The following is a 17,211-nucleotide window of genomic DNA, read 5'->3' on the forward strand; positions in this document are numbered from 1 at the left end:
ACCATGTTCGGACTCTCACTGTCCTTTCTCCCGTTCATCGGTTCCAGCTCGGCGCCCGACACCACGACGTCCGGCGTCGACGTGATGGACAAACCGGGCACCGACGGACCCGTCGTCCTGAGCTACGAGGCCGTGGAGGAACTCGGGCGCAAGCTCGACGACCTGCGCGCCCGCACCGTCGCGGACCTCGGTCAGGAAGACCGCGACTACATCTTCAAGATCATCAAGGCGCAGCGCGGACTCGAGGTCGCCGGTCGCGGACTGATGTACTTCGGCTTCTTCCCGCCGGCATGGATCGCCGCCGTCAGCGCCCTGAGCCTGTCGAAGATCCTCGACAACATGGAGATCGGCCACAACGTCATGCACGGCCAGTACGACTGGATGCGTGAGCCGGGCCTGAACTCCAAGGTCTTCGAATGGGACAACACGTGCCCCGGCGACCAGTGGCGCCACTCGCACAACTACATGCACCACACCTACACCAACATCCTCGACATGGACCGCGACATCGGTTACGGCATCCTGCGGATGGACAGCGCGCAGAAGTGGAACCCGTACTACCTGGGCAACCCGATCTACGCGTTCCTGCTCATGACCTTCTTCGAGTGGGGTGTCATGCTGCACGACCTGGAGGCCGAGAACGTCATCCAGGGCAAGCGCAAGTGGCACGACGTCAAGCCCCTCATCCAGGGCTGGTGGAAGAAGGCCGGACGACAGGTTCTCAAGGACTACATCGTCTTCCCCGCGCTGACCGGGCCGATGTTCGTGCCGACGCTGGTGGGCAACTTCACCGCCAACATCGTCCGCAACGTGTGGGCCTACTCCATCATCTTCTGCGGCCACTTCCCGACGGGCGTGCAGACGTTCACCGTCGAGGAGACCGCGCAGGAGACCCGTGGCCAGTGGTACGTGCGTCAGATGCTGGGCTCCGCGAACATCGAGGGTGGGCAGCTGTTCCACATCATGTCCGGCAACCTCTCGCACCAGATCGAGCACCACCTCTTCCCGGACCTGCCCGCGCACCGCTACCCGCAGATCGCGCCCGAGGTCAAGGCGCTGTGTGAGGAATACGGCCTTCCGTACAACACTGGTGGCTTCTTCCATCAGATCGGTACTGTGTGGGGCAAGATCTTCCGGCTCGCCCTTCCCGACCGTTTCACCGGTGTGGACAAGGTTACCGGTGTGATCATCGAGCGCGAAAAAGCTGCAGCCTGAGAGGTAAGTGCCATGGTGGGCAAGTTCGAACGCAACAAGGACACAGTGCAGGACCTGACCGAATCGGCAGCCATGCACGTCGGGCGGATCGCGGTGATCATCGCGACCGCGGTCCGCGACGTCACCCGCGAGATCGGTGACCTGGTCACCGACGGCATCGAAATGCGCGAGGCCTCGCGTCGCGCAGAATCCGATACGCGCACCTTCGAAGTGATCGAGGGGGACTTCGAGGGGTCCAAGCGTTCGAACGGTCGCTAGAGCACGCTGCACAACGGTGCCACACCTGCGGGTGTGGCGCCGTTGTGCGTTCTGGGGGAGGGCCGGGACTCGCGCACCGCGGTTCGTCCCGCGCACTCCCCATCGGGGGAGCACCACACGAACTGCGCCGCGGGGCACGTGCGCACGGGAGCGGGGTCGGTCAGACTATGCCGATGAAGGTGACGGACGAGGAGCGGCGCCACCTGCTGGTGCGCCGTCATGCGGTCGGCGCGGGTATGGCGCTGACGCCGGCGGAGGTGACGACGCGACTGGTGGCCCTGCACGCGACGGATCCGGCCACAGTGTCTCTGCAGGTGCTGGCGCGGTCGACGACGGCGACGCTCGATGCCATGCGCGACGCGATGTACACCGATCACAGTCTGGTGCGGGTGATGGCGATGCGGCGCACGTTGTTCGTCATCGACAGGACGTTCATGCCGATCGTGCAGGCCGGAGCGAGCGCGGGAGTGGCGCGGACTCTGCGAACTCGCCTCGTCAAACAACTGTCGACCATGCCGACGGATCCGGTGATCGACGACGTGCCGACGTGGCTGGATCGGGTGGAGCGCGATGTCGATGCGGCGCTCGCGGCAGCGGGTACCGCCACGGGGGCCGAATTGTCCACGGCTGTACCGCAGTTGCGCACCGCGTTCCTCCCGACGACGGACAAGGCATACGACGTCCGGCGATATGTGACGTCGCAGCTGCTGACCCTGTTGTCGGCCGAAGGTCGGATAGTTCGGGTGGAACCTCGGGGTACGTGGACTTCTCGCCACCACACGTGGGCGCCCGTCGCTTACTGGTGGCCCGACGGCGTACCGAAGATGGACGAAGCCGAGGCGCGTGTCGAACTTGCACGCGCATGGCTCGAGTCGTTCGGTCCGGCGACCATGGATGATCTGCAGTGGTGGACGGGCTGGAACAAGGGACACACCACGAAGGCGGTGGCGGCGCTGGACACGGTCGAGGTCGAGCTGTCCTCCGGACCAGGAATCATGCTCCGCGACAGCGATATCGACGGAATGCACGGTGGGGTCGCGCTGCTGCCGGCTCTCGACGCGACGCCGATGGGCTGGAAGGACCGTCGCTGGTTCCTGCCCGACGAGTATCGGCCGGACCTTTTCGACACCTTCGGCAACGTCGGTCCGACGGTGTGGATGGACGGACGCGTGGTGGGCGGTTGGGCAGTGCGCGGTGCCGGCGATGTGGTGACACGCCTCTTCGAGGATGTCGACGACGAGGCCGTGGCGGCTGAAAGTGCACGCATCGCAGCGCATCTGGACGGTTCCGCAATCACCCCGAGCTTTCCGACGCCGTTGGAGAAGACGCTGCGGACGTCGTCAGAGAAGTAGGCCCGCCCGTCGGGCAGCAACTGCGGCTTCGTGTCTGGTCGACGCGTCGAGCTTGGACATGATCGACTCCATGTAGCTCTTGACGGTCGAGACGGTGAGTCCCAACTCGTCGGCGATGGCTGTATTGGATCGGCCCAGCGCCACCAGCGACAGGACATCCCGTTCGCGCATGGTCACGTTCGGCACGACTTTGCCGGTCGACGGTGGTTCGAGGAACGCCCGCATCGAGTCGAGCACGGTGGTGAGCTCAGCGGAGTCGACACGTGAGGTCATCGCGCGCAGTCGCGAGTATGTGAGCCGGACGTCCTCGCGCAGACGGTCGGCATCGCGCCGCGCCTCGTCGACAGCCATGTCCTGACCCAACACGCGTGCTTCCTCGGTGAGAACGTCGAGAACGCGGTCGCCGATGTTCCCGGGGGTGTGCATCGCCCCGTAGAGGACACCGACCGCGGTGCGGCCGACGACGACCGGTGCCGCGATCATCGCGCGCAGTCCCTCGGCGGAGATGATGGCGTCGTAACGATGGCTGATCTTCGGGGTGCGCATGTAGTCGTCCAACGAGACGGTGCGGTTGACCTGGAGAACCTTGCCACCGAGTCCTTGGCCCGCTTCGAGTGCGACCCCGTCGAGCGCGCCGACCGAGCGGCCGGCGAAATGCCGCAGCGTCAGCAACTCGCCCGAGACGACACCGCCGAACGCCAGCGAGACCCCGGACGCAGCGCGAAGCCTGCCCACCGCGTCCTCGAAGTGTGTATCGATCATCGTCTCCGTCTTCCTACCCTCTTCGGAGGGTATCGGGCGCCCAGTGTTCTGCGCCACACTCCCATCATGACGACGATCACCGATGATGTTCCGGCCTTGCTCGAGAAGTACGGATCCGCGGACGCGAACCTGGCGGCACTGCTGTGCGACGACCACGACCCGTCGGCCGTCGCGTTCACGTTCGTCGAGAGTGACCTTTCCTCGCGAGACCTCACCTATGGCGAACTGCGTGACCTGTCCGCCCGCTTCGCCACCGGTCTCGCCGCGATGGGGATCGCCCGCGGTGACCGCGTCGGCGTGCTGATGAGCAAGCGACTCGAGCTCGTGGTGGCGTTGCTCGGCATCTGGCGACTCGGGGCCGTGCACGTCCCGTTGTTCACCGCTTTCGCGACTCCGGCGATCGCCATGCGGGTCGAGGCCGCGGCGGCCCGAGTCGTCGTCACCGAACCCGACCAGCGCAGCAAGCTCGACTCCCTCGACGGCATCACCGTCATCGAGGCAGGGGAGGGATTCGACGCGATGATCCGTGAGCACGAACCGCTTCTCGAATCCGTGGCAGTCGGCGGCGACGGTGTCATGATCCAGCTCTTCACCAGTGGGACGACGGGTAAGCCCAAGGGTGTGCCCGTGCCGGTGACGGCGCTCGCATCGTTCGTTGCCTACATGACCTACGGTCTCGACGTCTCAGAGGACGACGTCTTCTGGAACGCCGCCGATCCGGGATGGGCCTACGGGCTGTACTACGCAATCCTCGGGCCGATGGCGATGGGTCGACGCAGTCTGATGCTGCACGCCGGCTTCACTCCGCAGCTGACCGTGTCGGTGATGCAGCAGTTCGGCGTCACCAATTTCGCGGCCGCGCCGACCGTCTACCGCAGCCTGAGCAAGGATCCCGCCGTCGGTGGTATCACCCTGCGGCGCGCGTCGTCGGCGGGTGAGCCGCTGACTCCCGATGTACTCGTGTGGTCCGAGGCTGCGCTGGGTGTGCCCGTCCGCGACCACTACGGGCAGACGGAGCACGGCATGGTGATCGTGAACGGATGGCACGACTCGGTCCGCGAGCCCGTGCTACCCGGGTCGATGGGAAAGCCGTTGCCGGGTTTCACCGCCGGCGTCGTCGAGGATCAGATCGGTTTCGAGGTGGCGGGCAGTCCGCTGATGTGGTTCACCGGATATGTCGACGCGCCGGAGAAGACGGCCGAGCGATTCACCGAGGACGGTGCCTGGTACCTGACCGGCGACTCCGGGCGAGTGCAGGACGGGTCGTACTTCTTCTCCGCCCGCAACGACGACGTGATCATCATGGCCGGCTACCGGATCGGGCCGTTCGACGTGGAAAGCGTTCTCGTGGAACACCCGTCGGTCATGGACGTCGCTGTGGTCGGTCAGCCCGACGACATTCGCGGTGAGGTCATCGAGGCGTATGTCGTGCTGGCCGAGAACGTCTCGGGAACTTCCGAGTTGGAAGCGGAACTGCAGAAGATGGTGAAGGAGAACTTCGCGGCCCACGCGTATCCCCGCACGGTGCACTTCGTCGACGCCCTGCCCAAGACTCCCAGCGGAAAGGTCCAGCGATTCCTGCTGCGGCGTGCCCGTCAGGGTGGAAGCAGTGCCCGGAACTCCGGGCAGTAGGCGCCGATGGCCGTGCCGACGATGGCTCCCGCGGCGCTCTCGTCCCACTTGCCTCGGCTGCCCGTCGTGACGGCGTCGACCTCGGCGATCACGGGCTGACCCTGCTGCAGTTCCGTGCAGATACCGCGCCCGAGAATCTTCATCGTCGCCGGGTCGGTGTACTCGACGGCGCCGCTGTCGAGTCCGGCGATGAAGAGGTCGTCTGCGGCGACGGCGTCGGGACCCGTCGGTACCGAGGGCCCGACCGGAGCCGACGAGGTGGTGGTGGTGGCGGGAGTCTCGGTCGGAACGGCGGCCTCCGGGGCATCGTTCGCGCACCCCGCCAGGCACAGCAGCCCGAGGACGATGAAGGTCTTCGCGTGCCGAGTCACCTCTACGACGCTACCGCGCCTCGTGGTGGTGGAATGACTGCCCATGATGACCATCGAGCGACGCGACTTCGTGGTGGCTGCGGGCCTTGCGGCGGTGGCCGGCTTCGTCGACGCCGTCGGCTTCGTCGCACTCGGCGGGTTCTTCGTATCCTTCATGACCGGCAACTCCACACGCGCCGCCGTCGACCTCGTGGACGGTGACCTGACGAGTGTGCTGATCGGGACATCGATCATCGCGGCGTTCGTCGTCGGGGTGGTCGCGGGATCGGTCGTCGGGGACCTGGCCGGGTCGCGTCGCAAAACGGGGGTGTTGCTCCTGGTCGCCGCCTTGCTCGCCGTTGCCGGATCCGCGCATGCGCTGGGTGCCGCGACGGTCGTGTCCGCCATGGTTCTGGCAGCGGCGATGGGTGCGGAGAACGCGGTCTTCGAGAAGGACGGTGGCACCATCGGGCTGACCTACATGACCGGAGCCTTGGTCAAGGCCGGGCAGAACGTCGCCGCGAGCCTACGAGGACGGTCGACAGGATCCTGGGTGCGGCCGTCGACGATGTGGTTGTCCCTCGGCGCCGGGGCGGTGGCGGGCGCCGCGGCATTCCGGGGACTGGGGTTCGGCGCGCCCGTGATTGCACTCGCTGCGGTCCTCGTCGCGGCCGGTGTGGTCTACCGCCTAGGCGAGTGAGCCGGCTGTTGTGCCCCCGGCAGGATTCGAACCTGCGACCAAGGGATTAGAAGGCCCTTGCTCTATCCCCTGAGCTACGGAGGCGCGCATCGGTGTCCGATGCGCCGTCGAGTGTAGCGAGGCCGCTCACCGCGCCCCGGGTGCAGGTGCGGCTTAGACTTCACGGTTCGAGGGAAGGCTGCGGTGGTGCTGGACGTGATGGATCGAGTGCTCGCCGCCTGGCGTGCGGGCGAGTCGGTCGGCGTTGCCACCGTGGTGCGCACCTTCCGCTCGGCGCCGCGCCCGCCGGGTGCCTCGATGGCGGTCCTCGCCGACGGTCGAGTCGTCGGATCGGTATCGGGCGGCTGCGTCGAGGGTGCTGTCTACGACGCCGCGCAGAGCGGTGAGACCGGCCTGCACCGCTACGGGATCAGCGACGACGACGCATTCGCTGTCGGACTCACCTGCGGCGGAATCATCGACGTGTTCGTCGAGACCATCTCTCGTACAACGTTTTCCGACCTCGACTCGGTGGCTGCGGCCGTCGAGGAGCACCGACCGGTGGCCGTGGCCACCGTCATCGAGCACCCCGACGCCTCTCGTGTCGGCGCTCGGCTCGTCGTGGAGCCGCACACGGCGTCGGGCACCCTCGGATCGGCCCGCGCCGATGCGGCGGTTGTCGACGACGCCCGCGGACTGCTCGAGGCCGGCCGCACCGACGTGCTGCATTACGGTCCGGACGGGCAGCGACGGGGCGAGGGCATGACCGTGTTCGTGAACTCGTTCGCGCCCCGTGCCCGCATGATCGTGTTCGGCGCCATCGACTTCGCGTCGGCGGTGGCGCGTCAGGGCACGCTCCTCGGCTATCGCGTCACGGTGTGCGACGCCCGGCCGGTGTTCACGACGCCCGAGCGATTCCCGACGGCCGACGAGGTGATCGTCGAGTGGCCGCATCGGTACCTGGAGCGACTGCAGGCAGAGGGTGAGATCGACGATCGGACCGTCATCTGTGTGCTCACCCACGACCCCAAGTTCGACGTGCCCCTGCTCGAGGTGGCGTTGCGACTCCCGCGCGTGGGGTACATCGGTGCGATGGGGTCACGTCGGACCCACGACGATCGTGTTGCGCGACTGCGCGAGGTGGGGATCGGCGACGACGAACTCGCACGACTCTCGTCTCCCATCGGGCTCGACCTGGGTGCGCGGACACCGGAGGAGACCGCGGTGTCGATCGCGGCGGAGATCGTGGCGCGCCGGTGGGGTGGGGGCGGTAGGCCCCTCGGCGAGCGGGAGGGCCGGATCCACCGGTAACCCCCGTCGCGGGCGGTGGGGGGTCATCACTGGTGACGGGAAGTACTACAGCCCGTAGGTGCTGCGACGCCAGTCACCTCCTACCCTGGAGGTATGGCAACAACGGAGGTCGAGCGCACTGCGCCCGCCGCACGCAGCACCGGATCGGGCGGGGTGTTCGTTACCGCCGGTCTGATCGCCGCCGTGGTCGCAGGGCTCGTCGTGGCGCTGTCGGCGTCGCAGGCTCTCGTCCTGCTCGGCATTCCCGATCCCGGACCGGTCACCACGTACGGACTTCCCGCTGTTCGTGCTCTGGGTGAGGTCGCCGCCGTCATCGCGGTCGGCTCCCTGCTGCTCGCCGCGTTCCTGGTTCCGCCGCAGAAGTCGGGTGTACTGGACATCGACGGATACCGGGCTGTGCGCACCGCGTCGGCGGCCGCAATCGTATGGGCCGCGTGCTCGATCGTGCTGGTGCCGCTGACGTTGTCGGACACCTCCGGTCAGCCGTTGTCGGAGGCGATGAAGCCGCAGAACCTGTGGTCGGGCATCGAGCAGATCGAACTCGCCCGGGCATGGCAGTGGACGGCGATCATCGCGATCGTGCTGGCGATCGGTTGCCGCGCGGTGCTGCGGTGGTCGTGGACACCCGTGCTGCTGCTGGTGGCGCTGGGCTCGCTGATGCCGCTCGCGCTGTCGGGACACTCCTCGTCCGGTGGCTCCCACGACGTGGCGACCAACAGCCTGATCCTGCACTTGGTGGCTGCGTCGCTGTGGGCCGGCGGCTTGTTCGCGGTGCTGGCCCACGCCACCCGTCGCGGGGCACACACCGATGTCGCGGCACGACGGTTCTCGCTGCTCGCGACGGTCGCGTTCGTCGTCATGGGCGTCAGCGGCGTCGTCAACGCGCTGGTGCGCGTCGAGCCCGCGGAACTCGTCGACTCCACCTACGGCCGACTGGTTCTGGCCAAGGTCGCCGCGCTCGTCGTTCTCGGCGTCTTCGGGTACATGCAGCGTCGGCGCGCTCTGCCCGCTCTCGCGGCGGACCCGTCGTCACGCGGGAATCTGGTCCGGTTCGCCGGGGCCGAGGTCCTGGTGTTCGCGGCGACCATCGGTCTGGCCGTCGGACTCTCACGCACCCCGCCCCCACTCGGCAGTGCCCGCGAGCTGACGATCACCGAGGTGGAACTCGGATACGACCTCACCGCGCCACCCTCGCTCGGACGCTTCCTGTTCGACTGGCGGTTCGACCTGATCTTCGGAACTGCAGCCGTCGTGATGGCCGTCGTCTACTTCCTCGGCGTGCGCCGTCTGCATGCCCGCGGCGATGCGTGGCCGGTGGGCCGCACGATCGCGTGGATGCTCGGGTGCGCGACGCTGCTGTTCGCGACGTCGTCGGGGGTGTACCGCTACTCGATGGCCATGTTCAGCGTGCACATGGGCTCACACATGGTGCTGTCCATGCTGACGCCGGTGCTGCTGGCGCTCGGCGGCGGCGTGACGCTCGCCCTGCGCGTCCTGCCGGCAGCGGGGAGGGACGGGATTCCGGGTCCCCGCGAGTGGATCCTGGCCGCCCTGCACAGTCCGTTCTCCCGATTCCTGACGCAACCGATCGTGGCTGCCGTCATCTTCGTCGGCGGCTTCTACGCCCTGTACCTCGGCGGGATCTACGGCGCGTCGGTCGACTCGCACGGTGCGCACCTGCTGATGAACGCGCACTTCCTGCTCAGCGGTTACCTGTTCTACTGGGTCGTCATCGGTATCGACCCGGCCCCGCGTCGGCTGTCGCCGGTGACCAAGCTGGCCATGGTGTTCGGTTCCCTGCCGTTCCACGCGTTCTTCGGTATCGCGCTGATGAGCCAGGACACCGTCATGGGACAGACGTTCTTCCGCGGTCTGTCGCTCCCGTGGAATTCGGATCTTCTGCAGGACCAACGCCTCGGCGGCGGTATCGCATGGGCGACGGGCGAGGTTCCGCTGATCCTGGTAATGCTCGCTCTTCTCGTCCAGTGGTCCAACACCGACCGCAAGGAAGCGGTGCGCACGGACCGCGCCGCCGATCGTGACGACGGCGCCGACCTGGCCGCGCACAACGCGATGTTCGCCGAACTGGCACGGCGTGAGCGCGAAGGGCGTTAGAAGACCAGTCCTCGCAGGGCCAGGAAGCGGAGGCCACCGACCAGCGCGGTGACCGCGACGAGAATCAGGGCGGACAGCGCTGCACCGGCCTGGGGCAGTGCGACGTCCAGCGCGGTGAGTGCGGCGGTCGAGGCGCCCAGTCCGATGAGTGCGAGCCCGCCGCCCTCCCACTGTGCGGTGAACCAGCCGACGCGGTCGGCGGCGTGGAACGTCAGCCGTCGATGCAGCTCGTTGGCCAGGATCGTGGAGGCGACGGCGCCCACGGCGTTGGCGACGATGGATCCCTCGGAGTGCATCGCCACGAACACGGCGACGTACAGGATGTTGCTGAGTCCGCCGACCATGGCGAAACGGAGGAGCTGAGGCCAGGCGCCGTCCCCTCGCACGACGCTGAGCAGGCGATGGTGCTCATCGGAGGCGAGCAGCGGGGGAGCAGTCGGATTGTCGATCACATCCCCCTCCCGTGCAGTTTGTGTTTGACGGCGGTGATCTCGTCGGTCGTCAGAGCGCGTCCCGGCAACGGTATCGAGCGATCGGGGTACGCCGCCAGACTGTCGATGACCAGAGCGAAGTAGCGCCGCCAGTTGTCGGGGTCCACCTCGTCCGCGATCTCGGCGCCCGCGACGATCATCCTCACCAGCGTGAAGAGGTCACCGGGTTCGACGTCGGAGCGGAGCTTGCCGGCGGCCTTCGCGCGAGAGATGACGGTGTCGATGGTCGGCTCGAGCTTGCCGCGCACGGCAGCGATGCGGTCCATCCCGTCGTCGCACCCGAGCACGACGTGACCGAGACCACGGTCCGCGGCCAGGTGTCGGCACATGAATTCGAAGAAATCGACCATGGCTTCCCACGGATCCTCGGCGTTCGCGGCAGCTTCTGCGCGGGAGAGAACCTCGACGAGACGCTGTTCGAAGATCCCGTCGATCAGTTCCTGCTTGTTGGCGAAGCGTCGATAGACGGTGCCGACTCCGACGCCGGCCCGCGCCGCGACATCGTCGAGCGTGATGTCGAGTCCTTTGCGCGCCAACAACTCTCGCGCGCAGTCGATGATCTTGAGCTTGTTCCGCTCGGCATCGGCGCGTAGTGGTCTGGGCGCTGTGGTGGGTTTCACAGTCCGTTTCGTCCTGGTTCTCGGGTTAACCGGAGGCGACACCTCCGCATGGCTGCTATCTTCTTGTTATCCGGAGCCTACGCCTCCGCATAGACCTCACACACGCTGTAACCGAAGCGAGGAACAATGTCTTCCACCACATCCGACGTCGGAAACGTCGACCGGGCAATCCGGTCGAGCGCGCACGACGCTCCCGACCGCACACGCTGGTTCATCCTCGGCGTTCTGGGACTGGCACAGCTCATGGTCGTGCTCGATGCGACCGTCGTGAACATCGCGCTTCCCGCCGCCCAGCTCGACCTCGGCTTCGACAACGCGGACCGCTCGTGGGTGGTCACGTCGTACGCGCTCGCGTTCGGCAGCCTGTTGCTGCTCGGTGGCCGACTCAGTGACCTCTTCGGTCGCCGCACCACCTTCCTCGTCGGTCTGGTCGGCTTCGCGGTGATGTCCGCCGTCGGCGGCGCGGCCGTCAACTTCGGAATGCTCGTCGCGGCACGCGCCGGTCAGGGTGTCTTCGGCGCCCTGCTCGCGCCCGCGGCACTCTCGTTGCTCACCACCACGTTCACCGATCCGAAGGAGCGCGCCAAGGCGTTCGGCATCTTCGGCGCGGTCGCCGGCGCCGGCGGTGCCATCGGCCTGCTGCTCGGCGGCGTGCTCACCGAGTGGGCGAACTGGCGCTGGAGCCTGTACGTCAACCTGATCTTCGCCGGAGTCGCCTTCGTCGGTGGCTTCATGCTGCTGGCCAAGCACCGCGCGACCGAGCGTCCCGTGCTGGACATTCCCGGAACCATCAGCGTGTCCGCGGCTCTGTTCTCCATCGTCTACGGATTCGCACACGCCGAGTCCAGCGGCTGGAGCAATGCCGTGACCATCGGATTCCTCGCCGTCGGTGTCGTCCTGCTCGGTGTCTTCGTCTTCCTCCAGACCCGTGCGACGCATCCGTTGCTGCCGCTGCGCATCGTCCTCGACCGCACACGCGGTGGTGCCTACCTGGCCGTGTTCGTCATCGGTGCCGGCATGTTCGCCGTGTTCCTGTTCCTGACCTACTACCTGCAGAGCACCCTCGGCTACACGCCCATCACCACCGGGTTCGCGTTCCTCCCGATGATCGCCACCCTGGTCGTCACGGCGACCGTCGCCACCTCGGTGATCCTGCCGCGCTTCGGACCTCGCGTCCTCATGAGCGTCGGCATGCTCATCGCCTCGGCGGGAATGGCGCTGCTGGCACAGATCTCCATCGACAGCTCGTACGCCGCCCACATCCTGCCGAGCCTGCTCATCATGGGTGTCGGTATGGGCGCCACCATGGCTCCGGCCATGCAGGGTGCAGTCTCGGGCGTCTCGCCCGACGACGCCGGAGTCGCGTCGGCAACGGTGAACACCATGCAGCAGGTCGGTGGATCCATCGGAACGGCCCTGCTCAGCACCATCGCGGCAACCGCGGCGTCGAACTACGCGACCGACAATCAGGGCGCCGTGGCTCAGGCCGCGGATCCGCAGGCTGCTGCGACGCTGCTGCGGATCAATGCGGAGATCGCCAGCTACACCACCACCTTCTGGTGGGCGTCGGGCATCTTCCTCGCCGGTTCGGTGATGGCAGGCCTGCTGGTGCGCTCGGGCAAGCTGCCCGACGGACCCGAGGGTGCGACTGTCGTCGCTCACTGATCCCAGGCTCACCGAATCCGGTGCAGAAAACGTCGCTATGCGATGTTTCCTGCACCGGATTCGTCGTTGATACGAGTCAACAGCTCCGCCAGAGTGGCGCGGTCCTCGGCGCCCAGGCTGGCGAACATCGCCTCGGAGGCGCTCTTCTGCGCTCGGGCGATGGTGCGTGCCATGTCGCGGCCGTCGTCGGTGAGACGCAGGAGGACCGCACGCCGATCCGTCGCGTCGACGCTGCGTGCCACCCAGCCGGACGATTCCAGCGCATCGACGACGTCGGTCGCCGACCGCGGCGCGATCCGCAGCCGCTCGGCCAGGTCGCCGGGCCGGAGCGCATCGTCCGTGCCGGCCAGGACTCGCAACGCGCGTCCGTGCGAGGGGGACAACCCGAATGGTTCGAGTGCGGCCATGTGTCGGCGTCTCATGGAGCGGGCCACCGTCGTGACCAGTTCGCCGAGGTCCTTCTCGTGGGAATGCACTCGACGATACTAACGTTGCAGCGGTAGACCTCATAATGAGGTAACCTCAGCTTCAACCCAACCGGGAGGTCATATGCGTTCCTCCACCAGTCCGGCAATGCCGGATGAACACCGTTCCGAACCCGCCCCCCTCGGGCGAGTCGTCTCTCTCTTTCGCCCGTACCGCGGCCGAGTCGCCGCAGTCAGTGCCGTCATCACCCTCAGCGCCATCGTCGCGCTGGGATCTCCCTTGCTGCTGCGCGACATGCTCGACCATGCCATCCCGAACGCCGACGTCGCCCTGGTGACGATCCTGGCCGGGGGCATGATCGCCATCGCCGTCATCACCAGCTGCCTCGGCGTCGCGCAGACCTGGATGTCCAACAGCATCGGCCAGGCGCTGATGCACGGATTGCGAGTGAAGGTCTACACCCACCTACAGCGACAGTCCCTCGGATTCTTCGCGCGGACGCGCACCGGGGAAGTGCAGTCGCGCATCGCCAACGACATCGGCGGGATGCAGTCCGTCGTCACCAATACCGCGACGTCCATCGCGCAGAACGCCACGACCGTTCTGGCAACCGTCGTCGCGCTGTTCCTTCTCGACTGGAAACTTGCTCTCTTCTCCCTGGCGATCCTGCCGGTCTTCGTCCGCATCGCACGACGCGTCGGTGACGAGCGTCGACGTATCTCCGGTGTGCGGCAACGACTTCTGAGCGATCTGTCCGTCCAGGTCGAGGAATCCCTGTCCGTCAGCGGCATCCTCCTGGGCAAGACCACGGGAGCATCGAGCGTCCTGACCGACCGGTTCACCTCACGGTCGTCGGAAGTTGCCGACGTGGAACTGCGCTCGATGATGGCCGGCAAGTGGCGCATGGCCACGATGTCCATCAGCTTCGCCGCGATGCCCGCCCTGGTCTACTGGTTCGCCGGGATAACCATCGGCAACGGCAGCGCGCTGACCGTCGGCACTCTGGTCGCCTTCACCACCTTGCAGACACAACTTTTCCGCCCCACGATGATGCTGCTCAACACCGGTGTCGAGGTGCAGAGTTCGCTCGCCCTGTTCGGCCGCGTGTTCGAGTACCTCGATCTGCCGGTCGACATCGACGAACCGGCGTCGCCGACGACGGTCGACCCCGCGACCCTGCGCGGCGAGGTGCGCTTCCGCCACGTGGGCTTCGAGTATCCCGGCGCCGGGCGACCGACCCTCTCCGACATCGACATCACGGTTCCCGCCGGCAGCACGCTCGCGATCGTCGGAGCCACAGGCGCCGGAAAGACCACGCTCGGGTATCTCACCGCGAGGCTGTACGACCCGACGTCCGGGTCGGTGGAGATCGACGGGGTCGACCTCCGGGACATGGCACTCGACGCCGTGTCGGCCGCAGTCGGAGTCGTCTCCCAGGAGACCTACCTCTTCCACGACACCATCCGGGAGAACCTGCGGTTCGCCAAACCCACCGCGACCGATGCCGAGATCGAGGATGCTGCCCGCACGGCGCAGATCCACGACTTCATCGTCTCGCTCGACGACGGGTACGACACCCTGGTCGGCGAGCGTGGCTACCGGTTCTCCGGCGGCGAGAAGCAGCGGCTCGCCATCGCCCGCACGGTGTTGCGGAACCCGCCCGTGCTGGTGCTCGACGAAGCGACCAGTGCGCTGGACACCACGACCGAACGCGCCCTCGCCGGGGCCATCGACCAGCTGGAACACGACCGCACCACGATCGTCGTGGCGCACCGACTGTCCACCGTGCGCACCGCCGATCGGATCGTGGTGCTCGATCACGGTCACATCGTCGAATCGGGTTCGCACGACGAGTTGGTGGCGCTGCGAGGTGCCTACGCAACCCTGCTCGCCGCGTCGGGCGACGAACTGGTCTCCGCCTGACGATCAGGAAAGTCAAGACCTCCGGGAGCCCTGTGGACCACCGTCCACAGGGCTCCCGCGCATCTGGTCCCATGCCGTCCGACGGCGCAGAGTCGGCTGTGCGACCGACACCGCGTCGGCCGCGGACGAGGGGGAGTCACCATGTACGAGGCGTACCTGACGGTCGTGGGAACGGTCATCACCAACCCGATCAAGCGGACCACACAATCGGGGGACGAGGTGATGAGCTTCCGCGTCGCCAGCAACTCGCGTCGGATGGATCGCGGTACCGGGGAATGGCAGGACGGTGACACCCTCTATGCCTCGGTGAGCTGCTGGCGCCGACTGGTGTCGGGAGTCGGGGCTTCGCTGATGAAGGGCGATTCGGTCATCGTGTTCGGACAGGCCCACACCAACGAGTACACGACGAAGGACGGCGTCGGCCGCGCCGATCTCGAGATCCGGGCGACGGCGGTCGGGCCCGACCTGGCGAGGTGCAGCGTGAAGGTCGATCGCAGTCGGCCCGTCGCCGCCGAGCGGCCGGAGCACTCGGGGGAGGAGCACACGGAGCAGGAGCACGGTGAGCAGGAGGTGGCCGCCGCGGTGGGCTGAGCGCGCGAGCATTTCACGCCACGTGCTGGTCCCGGTAGAGTTTGCCGTCGAGCACATCTCCCAGTCACCGGCACCACGCCCGGCACGAACACGCTGGTGAGCACAACGAGAGGAACTCGTGGCGGAATTCATCTACACCATGAAGAAGGTGCGCAAGGCGCACGGCGACAAGGTCATTCTGGACGACGTGACGATGAGCTTCCTGCCGGGAGCGAAGATCGGCGTCGTCGGACCCAACGGCGCCGGTAAATCGTCCATCCTCAAGATCATGGCCGGGATCGACCAGCCCGGAAACGGTGAGGCGTTCCTCGCACAGGGCGCCACTGTCGGGATCCTGATGCAGGAGCCCGAACTCGACGAGACCAAGACGGTCCGCGAGAACGTCGAGGACGGACTCGGCGAGACGATGGTCCAGCTCAAGCGGTACAACGAGATCGCCGAGCTGATGGCCACCGACTACTCCGACGAGCTCATGGAAGAAATGGGCGAGTTGCAGGAGAAGCTCGATCACGCCGACGCGTGGGAGATCGACTCGCAGCTCGAGCAGGCCATGGACGCGCTTCGCTGCCCGCCGCCGGACGAGGGTGTCACGCACCTCTCCGGTGGTGAGAAGCGCCGAGTCGCACTGTGCAAGCTGCTGCTGAGCAAGCCGGATCTGCTGCTGCTCGACGAGCCCACCAACCACCTCGACGCCGAGTCGGTCCTGTGGCTCGAGCAGCATCTCGCCGCGTACTCGGGCGCCATCCTGGCCGTGACGCACGACCGGTACTTCCTCGACCACGTCGCCCAGTGGATCTGCGAGGTCGACCGCGGTCGGCTCTACCCGTACGAGGGCAACTACTCCACCTACCTGGAGAAGAAGGCCGACCGTCTCGAGGTCCAGGGCAAGAAGGACCAGAAGCTGCAGAAGCGCCTCAAGGACGAACTCGCATGGGTCCGTTCCGGCGCCAAGGCACGCCAGGCCAAGAACAAGGCACGTCTCGACCGGTACGACGAGATGGCGGCCGAAGCCGACAAGATGCGCAAGCTCGACTTCGACGAGATCCAGATTCCCAACCCGCCGCGCCTCGGCGACGTCGTCGTGGAGGTCAAGAGCCTGGACAAGGGCTTCGACGGCCGTGTCCTGATCAAGGACCTGTCGTTCACGCTTCCGCGTAACGGCATCGTCGGTGTCATCGGACCCAACGGTGTGGGTAAGACGACGCTCTTCAAGACCATCGTCGGTCTCGAGGAGCCGGACGGCGGCGAGGTGAAGATCGGTCAGACGGTCAAGCTGAGCTACGTCGACCAGAACCGCTCGGGCATCGACCCGGCGAAGACGGTCTGGGAGACGGTGTCGGACGGCCTCGACTTCATCACCATCGGTACGCAGGAGTTCCCGTCGCGTGCGTACATCAGCTCGTTCGGGTTCAAGGGCCACGACCAGCAGAAGGCCGCCGGAGTGCTGTCCGGTGGTGAGCGCAACCGCCTCAACCTGGCGATGACGCTCAAGCAGGGCGGAAACCTGATCCTGCTCGACGAGCCCACCAACGACCTGGACGTCGAGACGCTCGGTTCGCTGGAGAACGCCCTCGAGGAGTTCCCCGGTTGCGCCGTCGTGATCTCGCACGACCGGTGGTTCCTCGATCGGACCTGTACCCACATCCTGGCGTGGGAAGGTGGCTTCGGCGACAACGAGGCAGCCTGGTACTGGTACGAGGGCAACTTCGAAGGCTACGAGGCCAACAAGGTCGAGCGGCTCGGCCCCGACGCGGCACGTCCGCACCGGGTGACGCACCGCAAGCTCACGCGCGACTGAAATGTACTGGTAAGTAACCTATT

Annotated in this window: 16 protein-coding genes and 1 tRNA gene; 11 read left to right on the forward strand and 6 right to left on the reverse strand. The window is 66.7% G+C overall.

The annotated features are described in order from the left end of the window. Nucleotides 1–3 precede the first annotated feature (3 nt). The 3 genes from ASG64_RS18540 (at nucleotide 4) to ASG64_RS18550 (ending at nucleotide 2,825) form a co-directional block, all read left to right on the forward strand. A complete protein-coding gene (locus ASG64_RS18540) occupies nucleotides 4–1,215 on the forward strand; it encodes a fatty acid desaturase family protein (RefSeq protein ID WP_056075425.1) in 1,212 nt (403 codons plus the stop codon). 12 nt (nucleotides 1,216–1,227) lie between these two features. Further along, nucleotides 1,228–1,473 carry a hypothetical protein gene (locus tag ASG64_RS18545; RefSeq protein ID WP_056075428.1) on the forward strand — a complete coding sequence of 82 codons (246 nt, stop codon included), beginning with the start codon at nucleotides 1,228–1,230 and terminating at the stop codon, nucleotides 1,471–1,473. Nucleotides 1,474–1,646: 173 nt separating this feature from the next. After that, entirely contained in the window at nucleotides 1,647–2,825 is a 1,179-nt protein-coding gene (locus ASG64_RS18550) for a winged helix DNA-binding domain-containing protein (protein ID WP_056075431.1), read from the forward strand. Here ASG64_RS18550 and ASG64_RS18555 read toward each other — a convergent pair. Then, entirely contained in the window at nucleotides 2,814–3,587 is a 774-nt protein-coding gene (locus tag ASG64_RS18555) for a helix-turn-helix transcriptional regulator (protein ID WP_056075434.1), read from the reverse strand. The genes ASG64_RS18550 and ASG64_RS18555 overlap by 12 nt on opposite strands. A gap of 66 nt (nucleotides 3,588–3,653) precedes the next feature. Here ASG64_RS18555 and ASG64_RS18560 point away from each other — a divergent pair, with 66 nt between their 5' ends. Next, the gene (locus ASG64_RS18560; protein WP_056075437.1) at nucleotides 3,654–5,219 is read left to right on the forward strand and encodes an AMP-binding protein; all 1,566 of its coding nucleotides are present in this window, start codon (nucleotides 3,654–3,656) and stop codon (nucleotides 5,217–5,219) included. On the opposite strand, the gene ASG64_RS18565 is transcribed toward ASG64_RS18560, so the two are convergent. Then, on the reverse strand, nucleotides 5,183–5,590 hold the full coding sequence (locus tag ASG64_RS18565) for a DUF732 domain-containing protein (RefSeq protein WP_056075440.1): 408 nt from the start codon (nucleotides 5,588–5,590) through the stop codon (nucleotides 5,183–5,185). The two genes, ASG64_RS18560 and ASG64_RS18565, sit on opposite strands and share 37 nt — an antisense overlap. 43 nt (nucleotides 5,591–5,633) lie before the next feature. On the opposite strand from ASG64_RS18565, the gene ASG64_RS18570 reads away from it, so the two are divergent. Further along, complete coding sequence (locus ASG64_RS18570; protein WP_056075443.1) at nucleotides 5,634–6,269, forward strand: YoaK family protein; 636 nt, start codon at nucleotides 5,634–5,636, stop codon at nucleotides 6,267–6,269. An 11-nt stretch (nucleotides 6,270–6,280) separates the two neighbouring features. Here the strand turns inward: ASG64_RS18570 and ASG64_RS18575 are convergent. Next, a tRNA-Arg gene (locus ASG64_RS18575) sits at nucleotides 6,281–6,353 on the reverse strand. Between the two features lie 102 nt (nucleotides 6,354–6,455). On the opposite strand from ASG64_RS18575, the gene ASG64_RS18580 reads away from it, so the two are divergent. Beyond that, nucleotides 6,456–7,559 (forward strand): XdhC family protein, encoded by a 1,104-nt coding sequence (locus ASG64_RS18580; protein ID WP_056076235.1) that lies wholly within the window; start codon nucleotides 6,456–6,458, stop codon nucleotides 7,557–7,559. Nucleotides 7,560–7,652: 93 nt separating this feature from the next. Then, complete coding sequence (locus tag ASG64_RS18585) at nucleotides 7,653–9,674, forward strand: cytochrome c oxidase assembly protein (RefSeq protein WP_056075447.1); 2,022 nt, start codon at nucleotides 7,653–7,655, stop codon at nucleotides 9,672–9,674. On the opposite strand, the gene ASG64_RS18590 is transcribed toward ASG64_RS18585, so the two are convergent. Both ASG64_RS18590 and ASG64_RS18595 read right to left on the reverse strand, forming a co-directional pair. Continuing rightward, nucleotides 9,671–10,126: a GtrA family protein gene (locus ASG64_RS18590; protein ID WP_442971164.1), complete on the reverse strand. Its 456-nt coding sequence runs from the start codon at nucleotides 10,124–10,126 to the stop codon at nucleotides 9,671–9,673. The genes ASG64_RS18585 and ASG64_RS18590 overlap by 4 nt on opposite strands. Beyond that, entirely contained in the window at nucleotides 10,123–10,785 is a 663-nt protein-coding gene (locus ASG64_RS18595; protein ID WP_056075451.1) for a TetR/AcrR family transcriptional regulator, read from the reverse strand. The genes ASG64_RS18590 and ASG64_RS18595 overlap by 4 nt, the downstream gene beginning before the upstream one ends. A gap of 126 nt (nucleotides 10,786–10,911) precedes the next feature. On the opposite strand from ASG64_RS18595, the gene ASG64_RS18600 reads away from it, so the two are divergent. Beyond that, complete coding sequence (locus ASG64_RS18600) at nucleotides 10,912–12,450, forward strand: MFS transporter (protein WP_056075454.1); 1,539 nt, start codon at nucleotides 10,912–10,914, stop codon at nucleotides 12,448–12,450. Between the two features lie 35 nt (nucleotides 12,451–12,485). On the opposite strand, the gene ASG64_RS18605 is transcribed toward ASG64_RS18600, so the two are convergent. Then, the gene (locus ASG64_RS18605; protein WP_056075457.1) at nucleotides 12,486–12,926 is read right to left on the reverse strand and encodes a MarR family winged helix-turn-helix transcriptional regulator; all 441 of its coding nucleotides are present in this window, start codon (nucleotides 12,924–12,926) and stop codon (nucleotides 12,486–12,488) included. Between the two features lie 97 nt (nucleotides 12,927–13,023). Here ASG64_RS18605 and ASG64_RS18610 point away from each other — a divergent pair, with 97 nt between their 5' ends. The 3 genes from ASG64_RS18610 (at nucleotide 13,024) to ettA (ending at nucleotide 17,188) form a co-directional block, all read left to right on the forward strand. Next, nucleotides 13,024–14,799 (forward strand): ABC transporter ATP-binding protein, encoded by a 1,776-nt coding sequence (locus tag ASG64_RS18610; protein WP_056075460.1) that lies wholly within the window; start codon nucleotides 13,024–13,026, stop codon nucleotides 14,797–14,799. Between the two features lie 141 nt (nucleotides 14,800–14,940). After that, nucleotides 14,941–15,390 (forward strand): single-stranded DNA-binding protein, encoded by a 450-nt coding sequence (gene ssb / locus ASG64_RS18615; protein ID WP_056075463.1) that lies wholly within the window; start codon nucleotides 14,941–14,943, stop codon nucleotides 15,388–15,390. A gap of 118 nt (nucleotides 15,391–15,508) precedes the next feature. Continuing rightward, a complete protein-coding gene (gene ettA, locus ASG64_RS18620) occupies nucleotides 15,509–17,188 on the forward strand; it encodes an energy-dependent translational throttle protein EttA (protein WP_042572748.1) in 1,680 nt (559 codons plus the stop codon). The last annotated feature ends 23 nt before the right edge of the window (nucleotides 17,189–17,211 follow it).

This window comes from Rhodococcus sp. Leaf247, assembly GCF_001426185.1.
In the GTDB taxonomy this organism is placed as follows: domain Bacteria; phylum Actinomycetota; class Actinomycetes; order Mycobacteriales; family Mycobacteriaceae; genus Rhodococcoides.